This is a genomic window from Gulosibacter sediminis, from assembly GCF_014904065.1.
GTDB lineage: Bacteria > Actinomycetota > Actinomycetes > Actinomycetales > Microbacteriaceae > Gulosibacter > Gulosibacter sediminis.
In genome coordinates, this window is record NZ_JACXJG010000018.1 from 91,086 (window position 1) to 108,663 (window position 17,578).

Below are 17,578 nucleotides of genomic sequence, written 5' to 3' on the forward strand. Positions count from 1 at the left end.
CATGCCAGCATCCGATCGTCGCACCGGCTGGTCGCCCGCCACGCTGCAGCTGCTGCGCTGGGGTCCGGCCGGCCTCATCCTGGTCGCACTCCTTGTCACGTGGGCCGCTCTCGCATTCGGTGGCGGTGCCGCGCCGCTCACCATCGGCGACCCGGGCCCAATCGTGCGCTGGGGTCTGCCGATCCTTCGTCTGAGCTTCGACCTCACCGCCTCGCTCACCATCGGCGGCCTCTGCATGGCCGTCTTCGCGTGCAGCCGCGACAAGCCCGAGTTTGAGCGCGCCATGACGCTCGCGCAGGGCGGCAGCGTCGCCTGGGCACTCTCGAGCATCCTCACCTCGATGCTCACCTACCTCGACGTCTCGGCCGTGCCGTTCTCGTTCGACGCGAGCTTCGGCCAGGGCATGTGGTACTTCCTCACCAACCTCGAGCTCGGCCAGATGTGGCTCATGGCCACCGTCATGGTGATCATGCTGTCGACCGTCGTGTTCGCGGTGCGCTCGCGCTGGGGCACGCTGCTCGCCACCGGCTTCGCCCTGCTCTGCCTCTGGCCGATCGCGACCATGGGGCATGCCGTGGGCGCCGCTTCCCACGACCTCGCGGTTGGCGGGCTCACGGTGCACCTCACCGGCGCGGCCGTGTGGGTCGGCGGCCTCGTCGTCGTCACGGTACTCGCGGTCGCCGCGCGCGCCGACGCCGACCGCGATGCGCGCCGCCTCGCGCTCGTCGAGCGCTTCTCGCAGCTCGCGCTGATCTCGTTTGCGGTCGTGACCTTCTCGGGTATCGTCACCGCGTTCGTGAACATGTCTGACTTCTCGCAGCTGTTCACCACGAGCTACGGCCTGATCATGCTTGCGAAGATCGTGCTACTCGTCGTGCTCGGCGGCTTCGGCGTGCTGCAGCGCAGCTTCCTCATCAACCGGATGCGCACCCGGCTCGCGCAGGGCACGTCGACCGCCGCTCCGCTCGCGTGGCTGCTCGGCATCGAACTGCTCGTGATGGGCGCCGTTTCCGGCGCCGCCGCGGCCCTCGGGCGCACCCCGAGCCCGCAGTCGCCCGTGACGGCCGACCAGCTCTCGCAGCCGTCGCCAGCGCAGTTGCTCTCGGGCGACGAGCTGCCCCCGCCGTTCGACGCCTCGCGACTGTTCACCGAGTGGACCCTCAACCCGGTTTGGACCGCCCTCGCGGTCATCGGCCTCATCTACTACTACGTCGGCGTGGCCCGCCTGCGCCGCCGCGGCGACGCGTGGCCGATCTGGCGCGCGGTCTCGGTCACCGTCGGCGTCGCGATCTTCCTCTACAACGTCAACGGCCCGCTCTACGTCTACGGGCGCTTCCTGTTCAGCTTCCACATGACCGAGCACATGATCCTCTCGATGATCGTGCCGATCTTCCTCGTCATGGGCGCCCCGATGACACTGCTGCTGCGCAGCGTCAAGGCGCGCAAGGACGGCTCGATGGGCGGCCGCGAGTGGGCGCTGCACATCGTGCACTCGAAGTGGGCGCAGTTCTTCTCGCACCCGATCGTCGCGGGCGTGAACTTCGCGATTGCGCTGCTCATGTTCTACTTCACCCCGCTGTTCCGCTGGGCGACGTACGACCACGTCGGGCACATGTGGATGATCGCCCACTTCCTCATCGTGGGCTACCTCTTCGTCGAGTCGCTCGTCGGCGACGACCCCGCGCGCACCCGGGCCTCGTACCCGATGCGGCTCATCTCGCTCGTGCTCGTCATGACCTTCCACGCCTTCTTCGGCCTCGCCGTGATGACCGGCACAGGCCTGCTTGTCGCCGACTGGTACGGCGCGACCGGCCGCGACTGGGGCGCCGAATCGGCGATCGTCGACCAGCAGATCGGCGGCGCGATCGCCTGGGGCATTGGCGAGTTCCCGACCGTGATCCTCGCTTTGCTCGTCGGACTGCAGTGGTTCAGGTCGGACAAGCGCCGTGCCGCGCGCGAGGATCGCCGGGCGCTGCGCGACGAGGACGCCGAGCTGCGTGCCTACAATGAGCGCTTCAAGCGATTGGCCGAGAAGGATGGGGTGGGACAGTGACGCTGCAACTCACCGCCGAGCAGCAGGCCGTCTACGACGCGATCGAGCAGACGACCGAGCACCTCTTCGTTACCGGCCGCGCCGGTACCGGCAAGTCGACGCTGCTGAATCACCTCTCGTTCCACAGCGACAAGAAGCTCGTGATCTGCGCCCCGACGGGCGTGGCCGCGCTCAACGTCGGCGGCCAGACCATCCACTCGCTGTTCAAGCTGCCGATCGGCATCATCGGCAACCAGCCGATCGAGCAGAACCGCGACGTAAAGCGGCTGCTCAAGCAGATCGACACCCTCGTCATCGACGAGGTGTCGATGGTGTCGGCCGATCTGCTCGACGCGATGGACCGCTCGCTGCGCCAGGCGCGCGAGCGCGCATCCGAGCCTTTCGGCGGCGTGCAGGTCGTCATGTTCGGCGATCCGTTCCAGCTCGCCCCGGTGCCGCCGAGCGACCCCACAGAGCGCTCGTGGCTGCGCGAGAACTACCGCTCGATGTGGTTCTTCGACGCGCACGTCTGGCGCGAGGCCGAGCTGCGCATCCACACCCTGCGCGAGATTCACCGGCAGCACGACGACGAGTTCCGCTCGCTGCTCACCGCCGTGCGCTACGGCCGCGTGACCGCGCCGATGGCGACCCGCCTCAACGAGGTCGGCGCGCGCCCCGCGCCGAACGACGGCATCATCACGCTCGCCTCGAAGAACGCGACCGTGAACCGCATCAACGCCCGCGAGCTCGAGCAGCTGCCCGGCCGCGCGATGACCGCGGCCGCCGAGATCCATGGGGATTTCGAGGGCGCCCGCACGTTCCCCGCCGAGACCGAGCTCGTGCTCAAGGAGGGCGCGCAGGTGATGTTCCTGCGCAACGACTCCGACGGCCGCTGGGTGAACGGCTCGGTCGGTGAGGTGTCGCGCATCAGTCGCACCGTCTACGTCGAGATCGACGGCGAAGAGCACGAGGTCGAGCCGATCGTATGGGAGAAGCTCAAGTACCAGATCGACCCCGAGTCGAAGCAGCTCTCGCGCGAGGTGGTGGGGGAGTTCCACCAGTTCCCGCTGCGCCTCGCGTGGGCCGTCACCATCCACAAGTCGCAGGGCAAGACCTACGGCCGCGCCGTGGTCGACCTCGGGGCGCGCGCATTCTCGCCGGGTCAGACCTACGTCGCACTGTCGCGCATCCGCTCGCTCGAGGGGCTCTACCTCAACCGCCCACTCACGCCCGGCGACATCTTCGTCGATAAGGACGTCATGCGGTTCATGGACGAGGTCGCGCAGGCGCAGCGCGCCGCGAAGGCCGCGGTCGAGGCGTAGCCGCGCGACCTCGCTCGGTCGGTCGTGCCCGCACGCTAATGCGGGTGGATGTTCCGGGCCACCTCGGCGGTGAGCGGCGCGATCTCCTCGTCGCGGCCGAGGATCTGCGCCCACGCGGGCACGTATTCCTCGAAGTAGCGGTGGGCGTGGCCGCCCTTCGAACCGATCGAGTTCGGCATGTCGGCCGCGACCTGCCAGAACGTCACCCACGGCCACCAGCTGATGCGTGGCGTGACGTCGTGGCCGTGCGGTTGGCGCATCCACTCCGGCTCCTGCCAGATGAGGTTCGGGTGCCACCAGACGACCGGGTCGCTCGGGTGCTGGAGGAAGTAGAAGCGGTGGGCGTTCCAGGACTCGTACGGCTCGCCGCCGACGGGGCCGGTGAGATCCTCGCTGCGGTTCGAGAAGCGGATGTTCACGCCGTCGCGGATGCGCGGGAGGATCTGCGGCGAGCCCGGCGCGCGCTCGGCCTCGAGCTCCTGCCAGATCGGCGAGAACTGCGGCGTGCCGGCCCAGATCGCGCCGTCGAGGCGTTCGACCATGTCCGCGGCGTCGCTGAAGACCGACAGTGCGCCGAACGCGCCGAGCGACTCGCCCTGCATGTAGAGCTTCGGTCGGCGCTCGGGTGGGATTTTCAGCAGCTCGAGCATCACCTCGCGGTAGAGCCGTTGGGCCGTGAGCTGCGGCGACTTGCGGTCGGCGATGATGGCGAGCGCGCTCGTGAGCACGGTGTACTGCAGGCTCACCGTCGCGCAGTTGCCGCGCGTGAGGTACTCGAACGAGCCCATCGACCAGTCGCTGAGCCAGCCGGTGCCCGTGCCGACGGCGATGCAGAGGTGTTCGCGCTCGAAACCCCCCGCCCGCTTCAGCTCGCGGACGGCGCGCTTCGCCGCATCCGGAATCGAAACCTGCGCGCGGAGGCCGACGTAGGCACGGATGGGCTCGAGAATCTCTTCGTCGCTCGGCCCCGAGCCATTGTCGCGGGCCCGCCAATAGCGTTCGATGTCGGCGCGGCGGGGGCCGTCGCTGACGATCGCCTTGCCGTGTCGGCCCAGCGTGCTGAACGGTTCGTATGAGGGGCTTGATCCACTGCGCTCGAGTTGCTCGGGCGCTGTGCGGCCCGGCAGCGGCTGCAGGTTGCGCTCGGCCGCCCGGCCGCGGAGCATCGCCATGAGGCGGTCCCAGAGCACTGAGCGGTTGAGGTAGTAGGTCGCCGCGAACGTGACGAAAGCGCCCGAGAACGGTGCGGCGAGTGCGGGGAGGAAACGCTGCAGCAGGCGGCGCGTGCCGCGCGACTGCAGCCGGAACAGCGCGATGACCCCGAGCGCGAGCGTCGTGAAGCCCGTACCGGCGGTGATGCCCGCGAGCTGCGTGCGCGCATCCGGCGGCAGGCGGTCGACGAGGCGCGCGATCTCGCGCTGCCGGGGCACGGATGCGCCGAACGCCCAGATCGTGCCGCCGACCAGCGTGGTGACGACCGAGATGCGCCACGCCTGCGCGAGGGCGTCGGGGACCCGCGCGAAGTCGGTGCCCGGGAAGCTGCGGCGCAGGAACGGCATGATGGCGCGCCGCAGCCAGCGCAGCGAGCTGCCGATGCCGTAGCCGTAGAGCTGTGAGAACGCGAGGCTGCCGGCGGTCATCCACCAGGTGCGGGGGAGGAAGCTCGGGCCGAGGGCGATCCACGAGGTGACCTGCGCGCCCGTGATGCCCCACCAGTTCGGTCGCACCTTGCGCCGGCGAAGCTCGGCCTCGGTGTAGCGCTCGACCTCGGGTTTCCGGGCCCGTCGTGCCACCGCGCGGCGGAGGCGACGAGCAAACATGCCGCTCATTATGCCGGGGTGAGGTTGCCGAGGGCTCAGACACAAGGAGCTGGGCACAAGGCCCCGGACACACATAGCTGCTCTCAAGGCTGCGGCCAGTCGGATTGCTGAGAATCTTCCGGTTGCCCCTTGCGCATTCAAATGAAGGCGCATAGGTTGTACCTGCAAGTAAATCCAAAGGAGCAGCGCATGACCACCATCACCCCCGGTACCTGGACCATCGACCCCGCACACACCGAGATTGGTTTCTCGGTTCGCCACCTCGCCATCTCGAAGGTGAAGGGCGTCTTCGAAGAGTTCGCCGGCACCGTCGTGGTCGCCGAGAACCCCACCGAGTCGAGCGTCGAGGGCACCGTCGAGGTCAAGTCGGTCAACACCAAGCAGGCTCAGCGCGACGAGCACCTGCGCACCAGCGACTTCTTCCTCGCCGACGAGTTCCCCCAGATCACCTTCAAGTCGACCGCCGTCCGTCTCGACGGCGACGACGTCATCGTCACCGGTGACTTCACCCTCCGCGGCGTGACCAAGCCCGTCGAATTCAAGGTCGAGCTCGGTGGCGAGACCGTCGACGGCTATGGCAACAAGAAGGCTGGCTTCGAGGCCACCACGACCGTGAACCGCAAGGACTTCGGCGTGAACTGGAACGCCCCCACCGAGGCTGGCGGCCTCACCCTTGGCGACGACGTCAAGATCACTGTCGACGGCCAGCTCGGTCTCGGCGCGTAACGCCATCCTGGGCTCTGGCCCACTTTGAGTCAACTCTCGGCAATCCTTTGAGGTTGATCGTGCAGAGTTGACCTGCGAGATTCCTCGCCCCAAAATCCACCAGCGTCCTGCCAACCTCCCCCAACCCGGCAGGGCGCTGGTGTCTTTTCCCCCACGATGAAAGGACACGGCAATGGCGCCGAACCCCACTGGCAAACTCGTCGCGAGCGACACCGGCCACGACCTCGTACTTACCCGCCTGCTCAGTGCATCCCTCGCCGAGGCTTGGGCCGAGATCACCGACCCCGAACGCACCGCGAAGTGGTTCGGCGCGTGGGAGGGCGAGGCCGAGGTCGGCGCGACAATTCGCGTGCAGCTCGGCTTCGAGGAGGGCTCCGAGTGGGCCGAAATGCGGATTCTCGAGTGCGAGCGCCCGCGCCGCGTTCGCCTACTTTCGGTGGGCGAGGATGGCGGCTGGGACGTCGCCCTCGAGCTCGAGCCCGAGGATGTCGCGACCGAGCTGCGCTTCATCATGTACGGCGTCGAGCTCGAGCAGCTCGNGCGAGATCGGCCCGGGCTGGGAGTACTACCTCGACCAGCTCGTCGCGTCGAAAACAGGCGCTGCGCTCCCCGACTTCAACGACTACTACCCCGCGCAGCGCGAGTACTACGCCGACCTCGCGAGTGAGGCAGGCCAATGCGCCCGCGAGTGAGGCAGGTCAGCGCGACCGGCTAGACCGGCAGGCTAGACACGCAGCCTAGAACGGCGGCGGATCGAACTTTGGACCCGGCGGCTCGGGCTTGGTGGTCACGACCTTGCCGCCCGGGGTGATCCAGACGTAGTCCCCGTTGGGCAATTGCATGAGTTGCCACGGTTTCTCGTGTTTTTGCACGTGATGTCGTCGGCAAAGATGCCCAAGATTCGGCTGGCTGGTCGGCCCGCCGTGCTCGACCGCGATGGTGTGATCGATATCGCAGCGCTCGACGGGCCGGCGGCAGCCCGGGAAGCGGCAGTGCACGTCGCGGGCGCGCAGGAAACGCTTGAGCGAGGCATCGGGCATGCGGGTGTCGACGGTCACGACGTGCCCCGTGATGGGGTCGGTGAGGATGCNAACAGGTGCGGAGCGTTGCGCGCCCAGTCGAGCGCGACGGGGCCGCTGATGGGCGACATGCCGTTGACGGTCGCGACGTCGCAATCGAGCTCGGGATTGTCGAGCAGCGACATGATGGGGATGACGATGCTCACGCTCGCGGTTACCCGCGGCTTGCCCTTGGCCTCGCCCTCGAGGATCTGCTGCGGCGTGGCGGTGATGAGGGTGTCGCAGAGAAGATCGGCGCGCTTTTGGTCCATCGTGCGAGTGTCTTCGTAGACGTTGCCCTCGTGGAGATCGCCTTCGGCAGTGTCGCCCTCGCCTTCGGCAGCGTTGGCCCCGTCGTCGCCAGCGCTGCTGCTGAGCGCGCGGGCCTGTTGCGTGAGCAGGTCGTCGATGATCGTCGCTTCGACCGTCGGAAGGTAGGCCCAGAGCGTCGACATGCCCTGCTCGCCGTGCTCGATGACGACGCGGCGCTGCTCGCGCTCGAGCGCGTGGGCCTCCTCGAACTTCGCCGCGGTGAGCCTGGCGGCGCACTTGCTCGCGAAGCGATCGGTCTGCGGCGCCGTGTGGTCGCGGGCGTAGTCGAGCACCAGCTTCGAGTACTCGGCGAGCTGGTCTTCTTCAAGCGAGGTCGCGTGGCGCACGACCGCGCGGGTGTGGCCGTGGTCAATCTCGCCGACGTTGAGCGCCACCCAGAACTCCTCGAAGTCGCACATGAGGCGATAGGCGTGATGAGCCTTGTTCATGAGCAGCTGGTCGGACGCGCGAACCTCGGCACCGAACTCACCCATGGCCGAGCGGAGGTTCCACGTGAACTCCTGCGACGACGTCGGTGCCGACCGAAACGGAGCGCTCAGCGCGGTGCGTTGCTCGGCGACCGCATAAGCCATGGCGAGGATGCGAATGTCTTGGGCATCGAGGCGGGCCCGCTGGACGTGCGACGCAGAGTACGCGTCAAGGAGCAGCTGCATCGAGGCGTCGAGCTGTTCGGAGTTGTCGGGTGCGGACATGTCCATGCGGGTCACCTCCCGGATGCTAGTTGCTACATTAATTCTAGCTTAAAATGCGAGCAATGGGAACATAATTACGAGTTCTGTGGATAACTCTGAGGCGGCCAAATCTGCACCTCGCTGCCTCAAAAACATCCTGCCTCGAGCCTCCGACATAGTTCGACGCATCCCAGTCGAGCAGCGAAACCACCCGATCGTGGCGCCTAAACTTGCGGGGGAGGTGCGATGAACGAGCGAGCACGGGCGTCACTGCTGGCGAGGTACCTGGTCTTCGCAGTCGGCGTCGTGATCATGTCGTTCGGCGTCGCGCTGTCGGTGCGCGCGAGCCTCGGCACCGCGCCGATCTCGACGCTGCCGACCGTGCTCTCGTTCACCGGTATCGGCACCGTGGGCAGCCTCACAATCATCATGAACGCCGTGTTCATCGTGCTGCAGATCGCGCTGCTGCGACGCCGCTATCGCTGGATTCAGCTGCTCCAGTTGCCTGCCGCGATGCTCTTCGGCGTCGCGATCGACGGCTGGCTCTGGGTGTTCCGCGAGCTCGCTCCCGCCGAGTACTGGCAGCAGGCGCTACTCACGATCGTCGGTACGATCGTGCTCTCAATCGGCGTCTGGATCGAAGTCACACCGCGCGTGCTCATGGTGCCCGGCGAGGGGCTCGTGCAGGCAATCGCCGACGTGAGCCACCGCCGCTTCGGCAACATCAAGGTGGCCTTCGACGTCACGCTCGTCACTCTCGCTACCGTCGTCTCGCTGTTCCTGTTCCACGGACTCGTCGGCGTGCGCGAGGGCACGGTCTTCGGCGCGCTCACGGTCGGCAACTTCGTCAAGCTCTGGCAGCGACTCTTCCCCGGACTCGGCCGCTGGGTCACGCCGCACGCGCCCGAGCATCCCGAGCATCCCGCCGACCCAGAGCCCGAGCCCGAGCCCGAGNATCCCGCGACGTAACAAACGCGCGCTGACCCTGTTCAGCGCGCCGACCCGGTGTTACTTTCAACGTCAGCACCGCCACAGCCCTGGTTCCTCGCGGTCGCGACCGAAGCCCCGAATCAAGGACCTCCCCGTGACCAACCTCGCCAGCGCGCCCGCGCGCGAAACCCACGCACCGCATCCGAACCGCCGTGCCCGCAAGGCCGCGCTCGCCGGCTTTCTCGGCAGCGCCCTCGAGTACTACGACTTCTTCATCTATACGACCGCCGCGTCGCTGGTGTTCAGCCACGTCTTCTTCACTTCCGACAACCCCACGGTGGCGCTGATCCAGTCGTTCGCCGTGCTCGGGGTTGGCTACGTGTTCCGGCCGCTCGGCGCGTTCCTCTTCGGGCACCTCGGCGACCGCATCGGGCGCCGCAACACGCTCGTCGCGACGCTCGCGCTCATGGGAATCGCGACCTTCAGCATCGGCCTGCTGCCGACGTATGAGCAGGCGGGCATCTGGGCGCCGATCCTGCTCACGCTGCTGCGGATTCTGCAGGGCATCTCGGCTGGCGGCGAGACCGCGGGCGCCTCGTCGCTCTCGATCGAGGAGTCGCCCGTCGGCCGACGCGCCTTCTTTTCGAGCTTTACCGCCACCGGTGTGAGCGCCGGCATGGTGCTCTCAACCGCCGCGTTCATTCCGATTCAGGCGATGGATGCGTCGGCGCGGGATGCGTGGGGCTGGCGAATTCCGTTCCTCGCGTCGATGCTGGTGCTCATCGTTGCGTACCTCGTGCGCCGCACTCTCGACGAGTCGAGCGAGTTCGCGCAGCAGCGCGAGGAGCGATCGTTCCGCTCGACCGGCCGCGTGCCGTTCTTGCTCATGATTCGCACGCACCCGGTCGCGTTCGTGTCGGTCGCGCTCATGAGCGTGCAGATACTCATCTACACCTACCTGCAGGGCTTCGGCATCGCGTTCGCGACGCAGATCGGCACCGTCGCACCCACGACGATTCTCTGGGCACTCGCGGTGGGCAACCTCATCGCGATCGGCACGCAACCCTGGCTCGCGCTGCTCGCCGACCGCATCGGCCGCAAACCCGTCGCGATGACGGGTCAGGCGTTGTCGGGCGTGCTCGTGTTCCCCTTTTTCTACTCACTGTCGGTCGGCAACGTGCCGCTCATCTTCATCACGACCGGCCTCATCGTTGGCCTGAGTTATGCGGCCGCCAACAGTCTGTTCACGAGCTGGTTCGGCGAGCAGTTCCACGTGCGCGTGCGTTACTCGGGCCTCGCCGTCGCCCTGCAGGCTGGCGCGCTCATCGCCGGCTTCTCGCCGACGATCGGCACGGCCCTCGTGAACGGAGACGGCAGCCGCTGGATGCTCGCCGCCGCCGTGGCGGCCATCGGCGCCGGCCTCGCGCTCGTCGGCTCGCTGCTCGCGCGCGAGACCTACCGCACGCCGCTCGCCGAGCTCGGCAACCCCGTCACGTACTAGCGCGGGGCACATAAACTCAACGGCATGCCAGCCACACCGCGAGTCGCGACCTCGGAAGTGACCCGGGCGGCGCGTCGGCGACGCAGTTGGCTCGCCCTCGCGATCGCGTTCGCCTTTGTCGGCGCGCTGATGGCGCAGTTCGGGGCGGCGCGCGTGAACTCGCAGCCGGATGCTCCGATCACCTTCATCGTCGAGGGCGAGCTGCCGTACGGTATCACGCAGGAGTCGGTCGACGCGGCCGCGCAGACGCACGGCGCCCTGAGCCGCGAGCCATTCACGATAGAGATCGTCGACCGCCCGCTCGAATGGATCGAGCATCAGCACGGCGAGTTACCCGAGGGCGTCGACGTGCTGTTCTCGGTCTATATCGACCCCACTGACGTCGACCTCTCGCTTCCGAGCCGCAACTCCGTCGCGATTGCCGACGCCGAGTCCACGGACATCGACTACTCGGACGCGACGAGCATCCGAGAGACTTTTCTCAACAACCTCACGATGGGGCACGGCCCGAGCGCCGTCGTCGGCGCCGCGCTCACGGCCGCGAGCAACTTCTATGACGGCGGCAACCGCAATCCGCTGCTCTGGGGGTCGCTCGCGGCGCTGCCGCTGTTGGCCTCTTGTGGGCTGTTCTCGGCCTACGCCCGGGAAGCGCGCGAGCACCGCGCCCGGCGACGTCGTTTTGACCGCGCCCGCCTGCAGCTCGCGCGCGTGGTGCTCGAGCTCGAGACGCTCGAGGTGCAGTTTTCGGCGGCGTATGCGGAGCTCGCGAGCGTGCAGGGCAAGCGCGAAAAGCGGCAGGCCGAAGCGGCACGCAAGAAGCTGCGACGCGACTGGAAAGCGGTGCGCGACGAAAGCCTCGAGCTCGCCCGGATCGAGCAGGCGCTCGAACGCGATCTCGTGAACCCCGCCGCACCCACGCACTCGAGCGTGCCGAAGGAACCCGCCGATCTCGACCAGTTCGAGCGTGACGTGGCCGCACTGAACAGTCTCGCCGATTCGCTGGCCGCCGCCTCTTCAGTGCGAGTCGGCCATGCGAACTCGGGGGCCGCCCTCGCGAGCCTTGCCCTGCCCACGATTCAGGCGACCGGCGAGGTGCTGCGGCAACGCGAGTACCTGCGCGATCGCGATGTCGCACGGCTCGAGTCGCAGCGCGCGGCCCTACTGGCACTCGTGCGCGAAGCCGAACGAGTAGCGGGCGACGACCCCAGCCCGGAGGCGGTGCGCGAGCAGGCCGAACTGCTGCACCAATGGAACGACATCGAGACGCGCATGACCGCGACGCTGGGCCACCTCACCCGAGCGCCGCAGGGTGAGCGCGAGCGGATGGCGCGCGAGCGGGCGGCCCAGCGCATCCGGGCCGCGAGCGGCGGCGAGAGCGATTCGCAGTCGAAGCTCCGGTCGGCGCTTGGGCTCGGGGAAGCCGAGGGTGCGGGGCCGCTGCTGGCCGCCGAGCGCGTGCTCGTGTCGCTTGAGGGCAGCCGAGGAAAGGCGCCCCAGACCGCCAAGCGTTCGTTCGCGTGGTTCGGTGCCGTCACCATCTTCGGGCCGGTCGTGGTCGCCCTCGCCGTCGGCGGGGTGGCGGCCGGAGTGCAGGCCTCGCAGCACCCCGGGTACGGTCAACGACTCGAAGGCGACCGGCAGCTCGCGAGCCTGCAGATCTACGGCGACGTCGAACTGCTGCCCGAATATGAGATCGAGTCGACGGTGTCGAACGCCACCACGAACCGCACCGCCCTGACGCTCGACAATGTGCGCACGTGGATGAACGCCATGCTGCGGAATAGTGACGACCTCGCGCTGCTGCCGAGCGACATCGATCTGACGGTGGCGGTGCTGCCGGCGGCCGACTACTTCCCCGACATGAAATGGACGGAGGAGGCCGACTCGGGCTACGACCGATACGTCATCGACTACGCCGACCTGTTGGCGGCGTACCCAGAGATGTTTGCCGACATCGGCGCCGACTACCCCGACGTTTTCGACCCGGACACGGGCGAGGTCCGTGTGGGTCAGGTCGTGTTGCCGATCTGGGTGTTTGAGGGCGAGCAGTACACGATTGGCCTGCCGCTGACCGGCGAAATCAGCACCGGCGTGGACAGCCGCCTCGGCGCCTACTTCTTCACCGCGACCGAGCTGCGGCCGATCCGGCCGGCCGACAACGACTACCCGACCGGCATCGACGCTGCGGTCGCCAGCCAACTGCTCGAGCTTGGCCGCACTCTCGAGTACAACCACCTCGAAACCGTGGATGAGGACGCGGGCGGGGTGTTCTGGGCGCTTTCTCTCGCTGTCTGGTCGGCGCTCCAGTTGTTGCTCGTGCTCGGCGGCGCGGTGGTGGAGGCGGTACGCAACGCCCGCGGGAGTCTGGCAGCGCGCCGGGCGCTCGCGGACATCCGGGGCGATCTCGAACGGCTCGCGCTCGGCCTCGACCTGTCGGAGCTCGACATGGTGGCCGTGCTCGGCGCCGGCACGGGCGAGCGCGGGGATGCGGCGCAGGCCGAGCAGCGCCTATTCGAGATGTCGCTCATGACCGCGTGGCGGCAGGCGCGCGCGCTCGAGAGCTTGCCTCGGTCGATGCAGCGCGGGCCCGAGTGGCAGGCGCAGGTTGCTGGGCTGCGGCAGCTCGTGACGACGCTCTCGGAGCGCGACGCGGATGTGTCGGAGCGGGCCCTCGAGGCGATACGCGCGGGGGAGTAGCTCGCCTCGCGTGGTTAGTCGGCGATGAGCCGCTTGCCCATCGAGATCACGTCGTCGACGCCGTAACCGAGGTGCTCGTAGAACTTCAGCACCTCGGCGTTGCTGCTGCGCACCTGCAGGCTCAGCTTGGGGCAGCCGACGCGCTCGAGCGCGACCTCGACGTGCTCGACGAGGCGGCGCCCGAGGCCGGTGCCACGCGCCGCCGGTGACACCGCGAGGTAGTTCATCCAGCCGCGATGGCCCTCGAAGCCGGCCATGACCGTGCCGAGAATCTCGCCCTCGCATTCGGCGACGACGAAGAGCTCGGGCTGCTGCGTGAGCTTGCGCTCGATGTCGCGGAAGGGGTCGTTCCAGGGTCGGGTGAGCCCCACCTCGCGCCAGAGCGCAACGACGGCCTCGGCGTCGGCGCGNGGCGAACGGCCGAATCGAAGCGGTCACTTTGCCTCCTTCGCGGCGGCCTTCATTGCCTTCTTCGTCTCGCGCACGCGCTGCAGCGAGGTCTCGTCGACGACGTCGGCGATCGAGCGGAACGCGTCTTCGGGGCCGTAGTCGCCCGCAGCTTCGCGCCAGCCAGCTGCCTCGAGGCCGAACTGCTTGCCGAGCAGTGCGAGGAAGATCTTCGCCTTCTGCTCACCGAAGCCGGGCAGTGCCTTGAGCCGACGCAGCACCTCCGCGCCGGTGGGCGCGCCGCCGTCCTTGCCCGGCGTCGTCCAGATTGCGGCCGTGTCACCGTCGTAGTCGTCGACGATCGCGCGGGCGAGCGACTGCACGCGGGTGGCCATCGAGCCGGGGAAGCGATGTACGGCCGGCGTCAGTTTGAATGCCGCGAGCAGCGCATCCTCGTCGAGCGCCGCGAGCGCGCCCGGCGAGAACTCGTCGAGCCGCTCGACCAGCTTCTGGGGCCCGGCGAACGCGGTCTCCATCGGCACCTGCTGGTCGAGGAGCATGCCGACGAGCAGCGCGAAACGGTCGTGCGCGAGCAGTTCGTCGGCCTTGGGGTCGGTCGAGAGATACACCGTTGTCATGCGATCAGTCTGCCACTGCGCTGCTGCGCATCCTGGCCGAACCCACACGGATCCGTATCGTGCTTGCCCTGCGCGGGGCCCACGAGCTGTCGGTGAATGCCATCGCGGATGCGGTGGGCAAGAAGCCGTCATGTGTTTCGCAGCACCTCGCGAAGATGCGCATGGCGCGCATGGTGACGACCCGCCAGGTGGGCACCAGCGTGCTGTATCAACTCACGGATGAGCATGCTGCGGCACTTGTTGTCGAGGCAGTGAAGAGAGAATAACTGCATGTGGCTGTCAGTTACTCCACTGTCACGCGCGAGTTCTAAAAGTTGCATTTGCGTTCGTGAAATTAAACTTAATAGGCCGTATGGTTGCGTTGTGGATCTGACATTGTTCCAAAACGAGCACATGGGTGCACTACTCCCCATCAAAGGGTCTGATGCCTTGTTGGGTGACTGGGCGCACAAGGCGTTTGTGCCAGCGCCGCTCCCCTCGCAGTCACCGAGTCTCCAGGGGAAGACGTTTCTCGCGGTCGCCGATGCTCGCGCCTCCCTCGCGGCACTCGACAGCACAGCGCGGCAGCTGCCCAATCCGCAGCTCCTGCGCTACCCAGCACTCCAACGCGAAGCCCAAAGTACGTCGGCGCTCGAGGGCACTTACGCACCATTGGAAGCGGTGCTCACCGCCGACGAGGAGCGCCCACGTACGCCCGAACTCATGGAAGTCCTCAACTATGTACTGATGGCGAACAGCGGCTTTCATGAAGTCACACAGGGGCGACCAATATCGGTCAGTTTCTTAAGCTCGATGCAGGGCATCCTGATGCAAGGCACGCCGCTTGCCGAAGAGTCAGGGCGAGTTCGTCAGAGGCAGGTCGTGATTGGACGTCGGGCGGATGCGCCGATCGGTGGTTTCCCTGTGCATGCAGCGAGGTTCGTTCCATCACCGCCGGGGCTCTCTCTTGAAGCGAGTCTCCGGGACTTGGCCGATTGGATGCAGACAGATCACGCTGGTGAAATCGACCCGGTTGTTGTTGCTGCGATGGCGCATTATCAGTTTGAGACACTGCACCCCTTCCGTGACGGAAACGGTCGACTTGGCAGGTTCTTGATTGTGTTGCAGCTTTTACATGCTGGCGTGCTTACCGAACCGACACTGACAGTTTCGCCATGGTTTGAGGCGCGACGTGCCGAGTATTACGACCGTTTGCTCGCAGTGAGCACCGACGGTGATTGGGATGGGTTCATAGCTTTCTTCGCGCGCGGCCTCCAGGCGGCTGCCGACCAGACACTGCGCCAAATGAACGAGCTTGTGCAGGTGCAATCCGAGCTCAAGGACCAGATCCGTGCCTCGAGTATCCGGGCCGACTCAGCGCATGCCTTAGTCGATTTTGCTGTCGCGAACCCGTCGTTCACGGCAAAGCGGGCCACTGATGCACTCAACTTGTCATATCAACGAGTAAACAAGCTCATCGGACAACTCATCGAAATTGGCGTACTGGAGCAGATGCCTGAGCAATCGTACGGACGACGGTTCTTCGCCCCTCGAGTCATGGCGGCCCTGACGCGGGGTACGTAACCTGGAATACCCGCGCGGCGAATGCGTTTGCATCAACATGGCAACCAAGATCGGCTTTCTCTCGTTCGGGCACTGGATGGACGTGCCCGGCTCGCAGGTGCGCACCGCAAGCGACGTCCTGCACCAGGCAATCGACCTCGCGGTCGGCGCGGAGGAGGTCGGCATCGACGGCGCGTACTTCCGCGTGCACCACTTCGCGCAGCAGCACTCGGCGCCGTTCCCGCTGCTCAGCGCGATCGGCGCGCGCACGTCGAAGATCGAACTCGGCACGGGCGTCATCGACATGCGCTACCGCATATCGTGGTTGCAACGCCCGTTCACGTAAGCTTGGTTGCATGGTCGAACTGGTAGCGCTGAGGAAGACGAACGAGGTGGCCGCGTACGTCCGCGCCTCCATGGACCGCAAGGGCGACCGCTGGACGGTCGATACGCAGCTGAGGAAGATCAGGGCGCTGGCCGAGGCCAAGGACTGGAACGTCGTCGAGGTCTACGAGGACAACGCGGTGTCGGCGACGAAGAAGCGCCGCGCTGGCACCCGGTGGGCCGAGATGCTGGACGACGCCCGCGCGGGCCGGTTCTCGATGGTGGTCGCCGTGGACATGGACCGGCTCCTGCGCAGCACGAAGGACCTGAACACGCTGATCGACCTCGGTCTGCGCGTCGTCACCGTGGACGGCGAGATCGATCTCTCGACGGCGGACGGCGAGTTCCGGGCGACGATGCTCGCCGCTCTCGCCCGGTTCGAGGCGCGTCGCAAGGCCGAGCGACAGATCAGGTCGAACGAGCGCCGACGTGCCGAGGGCATCCCCACGTCCGCCTGGAAGGCGTTCGGATGGTCGAGGGAGGGTGAGCTGATCGAGGAAGAGGCCGACGCGGTTCGGCGGGCCTTCGACGCGTTCCTCGGCGAGCCGTCGCTGTCGATCCGGCGCATCCGCGAGGACCTGAACAGCGCTGGTCACCTCACCGCCCGCGGCTCGGAATTCTCCGTCGATGCCGTGCGCTACCTGCTCGCGAACCCGCTTTACTGTGGCTACATCAAGCACTACGCATCCGGCGAGCTGTACCCGGTGCAGGGCGAGGCGTTCCCGCCCATCGTCAGCGAGCAGACGTGGCGGACCGCGGTGGCGAAGCTGGAGGACAACGTGCGGAGGTCGGCCAGGCAGGGCAACCAGCCGAAATACCTCCTGTCGACGATCGGGCTGTGCGGGAAGTGCGGTGCGACGCTCGTCTCGGGGACGAACAGCCGCAAGCAGCCGACGTATCGCTGCGGCGAGCAGTTCCACCTCACCCGCCAACGCGAGCCCGTCGATGCGATGGTCACCGAGGCAGTGCTCACCCGCCTGTCGTCGGTGGACGTGCACGACCTCGTGATGCCGCAGGAGGACGACGGGCCGGACCGCGAGGAGCTGCTGACCGAGCGGAACGCCCTGGTCGAGCGCGTAAAGGAGCTGAGCCCGCTGCTGCGCGACATCCATCAGCCGGTCCTGGAGATCACCGCGGCGATCAACGACGTGAAGGTCCGCATCGACGAGATCGACGCGGAGCTGCTCGACCGCTCGGTATCCGTGGCGGCGAAGCTGCTGGCAGACGTGGAGGAGGCGGTCGGCACCGCGGAGCGTCGCGAGGTTGTCGAGTCGAAGTGGAAGGCGTTGGACATAGACCGCCGCCGGATGCTCGTGGACGAGCTGGTGACTGTGACCATCGAGCCCATCGCGCCCGGTCACGTGAAGTTCGACCCCGACCTCATTCGCATAGAGCCGCGTCGCGACTGACTCATGAGTCAACTCGTCATTGCAATGGTGAGTCGACTCGTGGGAGAGTGGTTGCAGACAAGAAGATCCCACCGGGGCCGCGACTTAGAAGCGCGGGGTTCTGCTCCCGGATGAGTAGCCGGTCAAAC

14 protein-coding genes and 1 pseudogene are annotated in these 17,578 nt (G+C 67.1%); 11 read left to right on the forward strand and 4 right to left on the reverse strand.

All coding sequences use genetic code 11. The features are described 5' to 3' along the window. The first annotated feature begins 1 nt into the window (after position 1). Positions 2 to 2,053, forward strand: a complete 2,052-nt coding sequence (locus tag ID132_RS09915; protein WP_193128505.1) for a cytochrome c oxidase assembly protein — start codon at positions 2 to 4, stop codon at positions 2,051 to 2,053. After that, a complete protein-coding gene (locus ID132_RS09920; protein ID WP_193128506.1) occupies positions 2,050 to 3,354 on the forward strand; it encodes an ATP-dependent DNA helicase in 1,305 nt (434 codons plus the stop codon). Before ID132_RS09915 ends, ID132_RS09920 begins: the two co-directional genes overlap by 4 nt. Before the next feature lie 35 nt (positions 3,355 to 3,389). On the opposite strand, the gene ID132_RS09925 is transcribed toward ID132_RS09920, so the two are convergent. Next, a complete protein-coding gene (locus ID132_RS09925; protein ID WP_193128507.1) occupies positions 3,390 to 5,174 on the reverse strand; it encodes an alpha/beta-hydrolase family protein in 1,785 nt (594 codons plus the stop codon). 189 nt (positions 5,175 to 5,363) lie between these two features. Here ID132_RS09925 and ID132_RS09930 point away from each other — a divergent pair, with 189 nt between their 5' ends. Next, a complete protein-coding gene (locus ID132_RS09930) occupies positions 5,364 to 5,900 on the forward strand; it encodes a YceI family protein (protein WP_193128508.1) in 537 nt (178 codons plus the stop codon). Between the two features lie 172 nt (positions 5,901 to 6,072). Further along, complete coding sequence (locus ID132_RS09935; protein ID WP_211198375.1) at positions 6,073 to 6,567, forward strand: SRPBCC domain-containing protein; 495 nt, start codon at positions 6,073 to 6,075, stop codon at positions 6,565 to 6,567. 70 nt (positions 6,568 to 6,637) lie between these two features. On the opposite strand, the gene ID132_RS09940 is transcribed toward ID132_RS09935, so the two are convergent. Continuing rightward, positions 6,638 to 6,958, reverse strand: coding sequence for an HNH endonuclease signature motif containing protein (locus ID132_RS09940; protein WP_193128509.1), 321 nt, complete (start codon positions 6,956 to 6,958; stop codon positions 6,638 to 6,640). Positions 6,959 to 8,208: 1,250 nt separating this feature from the next. Between ID132_RS09940 and ID132_RS14010 the strand changes: the two genes are divergently transcribed. The 3 genes from ID132_RS14010 to ID132_RS09960 all read left to right on the forward strand — a co-directional run bounded on the left by ID132_RS14010 (position 8,209) and on the right by ID132_RS09960 (position 13,090). Continuing rightward, entirely contained in the window at positions 8,209 to 8,931 is a 723-nt protein-coding gene (locus ID132_RS14010) for a YczE/YyaS/YitT family protein (RefSeq protein ID WP_193128511.1), read from the forward strand. 115 nt (positions 8,932 to 9,046) lie between these two features. Further along, a complete protein-coding gene (locus ID132_RS09955) occupies positions 9,047 to 10,393 on the forward strand; it encodes an MFS transporter (protein ID WP_193128512.1) in 1,347 nt (448 codons plus the stop codon). A 24-nt stretch (positions 10,394 to 10,417) separates the two neighbouring features. Further along, positions 10,418 to 13,090, forward strand: coding sequence for a hypothetical protein (locus tag ID132_RS09960; RefSeq protein WP_193128513.1), 2,673 nt, complete (start codon positions 10,418 to 10,420; stop codon positions 13,088 to 13,090). Between the two features lie 14 nt (positions 13,091 to 13,104). Here ID132_RS09960 and ID132_RS09965 read toward each other — a convergent pair whose 3' ends face one another. After that, positions 13,105 to 13,461, reverse strand: a complete 357-nt coding sequence (locus tag ID132_RS09965) for a GNAT family acetyltransferase (RefSeq protein ID WP_193128514.1) — start codon at positions 13,459 to 13,461, stop codon at positions 13,105 to 13,107. A 63-nt stretch (positions 13,462 to 13,524) separates the two neighbouring features. Further along, a complete protein-coding gene (locus ID132_RS09970) occupies positions 13,525 to 14,115 on the reverse strand; it encodes an HhH-GPD-type base excision DNA repair protein (protein ID WP_125106601.1) in 591 nt (196 codons plus the stop codon). On the opposite strand from ID132_RS09970, the gene ID132_RS09975 reads away from it, so the two are divergent. From ID132_RS09975 to ID132_RS09990, 4 genes and pseudogenes are all read left to right on the forward strand, one after another. Further along, positions 14,109 to 14,381 carry an ArsR/SmtB family transcription factor gene (locus ID132_RS09975; protein WP_125106602.1) on the forward strand — a complete coding sequence of 91 codons (273 nt, stop codon included), beginning with the start codon at positions 14,109 to 14,111 and terminating at the stop codon, positions 14,379 to 14,381. The genes ID132_RS09970 and ID132_RS09975 overlap by 7 nt on opposite strands. A gap of 97 nt (positions 14,382 to 14,478) precedes the next feature. Further along, positions 14,479 to 15,678 carry a Fic family protein gene (locus tag ID132_RS09980; protein ID WP_193128515.1) on the forward strand — a complete coding sequence of 400 codons (1,200 nt, stop codon included), beginning with the start codon at positions 14,479 to 14,481 and terminating at the stop codon, positions 15,676 to 15,678. 37 nt (positions 15,679 to 15,715) lie between these two features. Beyond that, positions 15,716 to 15,970 (forward strand): annotated as a pseudogene (locus ID132_RS09985) (LLM class flavin-dependent oxidoreductase); the annotation flags it as partial. Between the two features lie 43 nt (positions 15,971 to 16,013). After that, positions 16,014 to 17,450 (forward strand): recombinase family protein, encoded by a 1,437-nt coding sequence (locus ID132_RS09990; RefSeq protein ID WP_006358979.1) that lies wholly within the window; start codon positions 16,014 to 16,016, stop codon positions 17,448 to 17,450. Positions 17,451 to 17,578 lie beyond the last annotated feature (128 nt).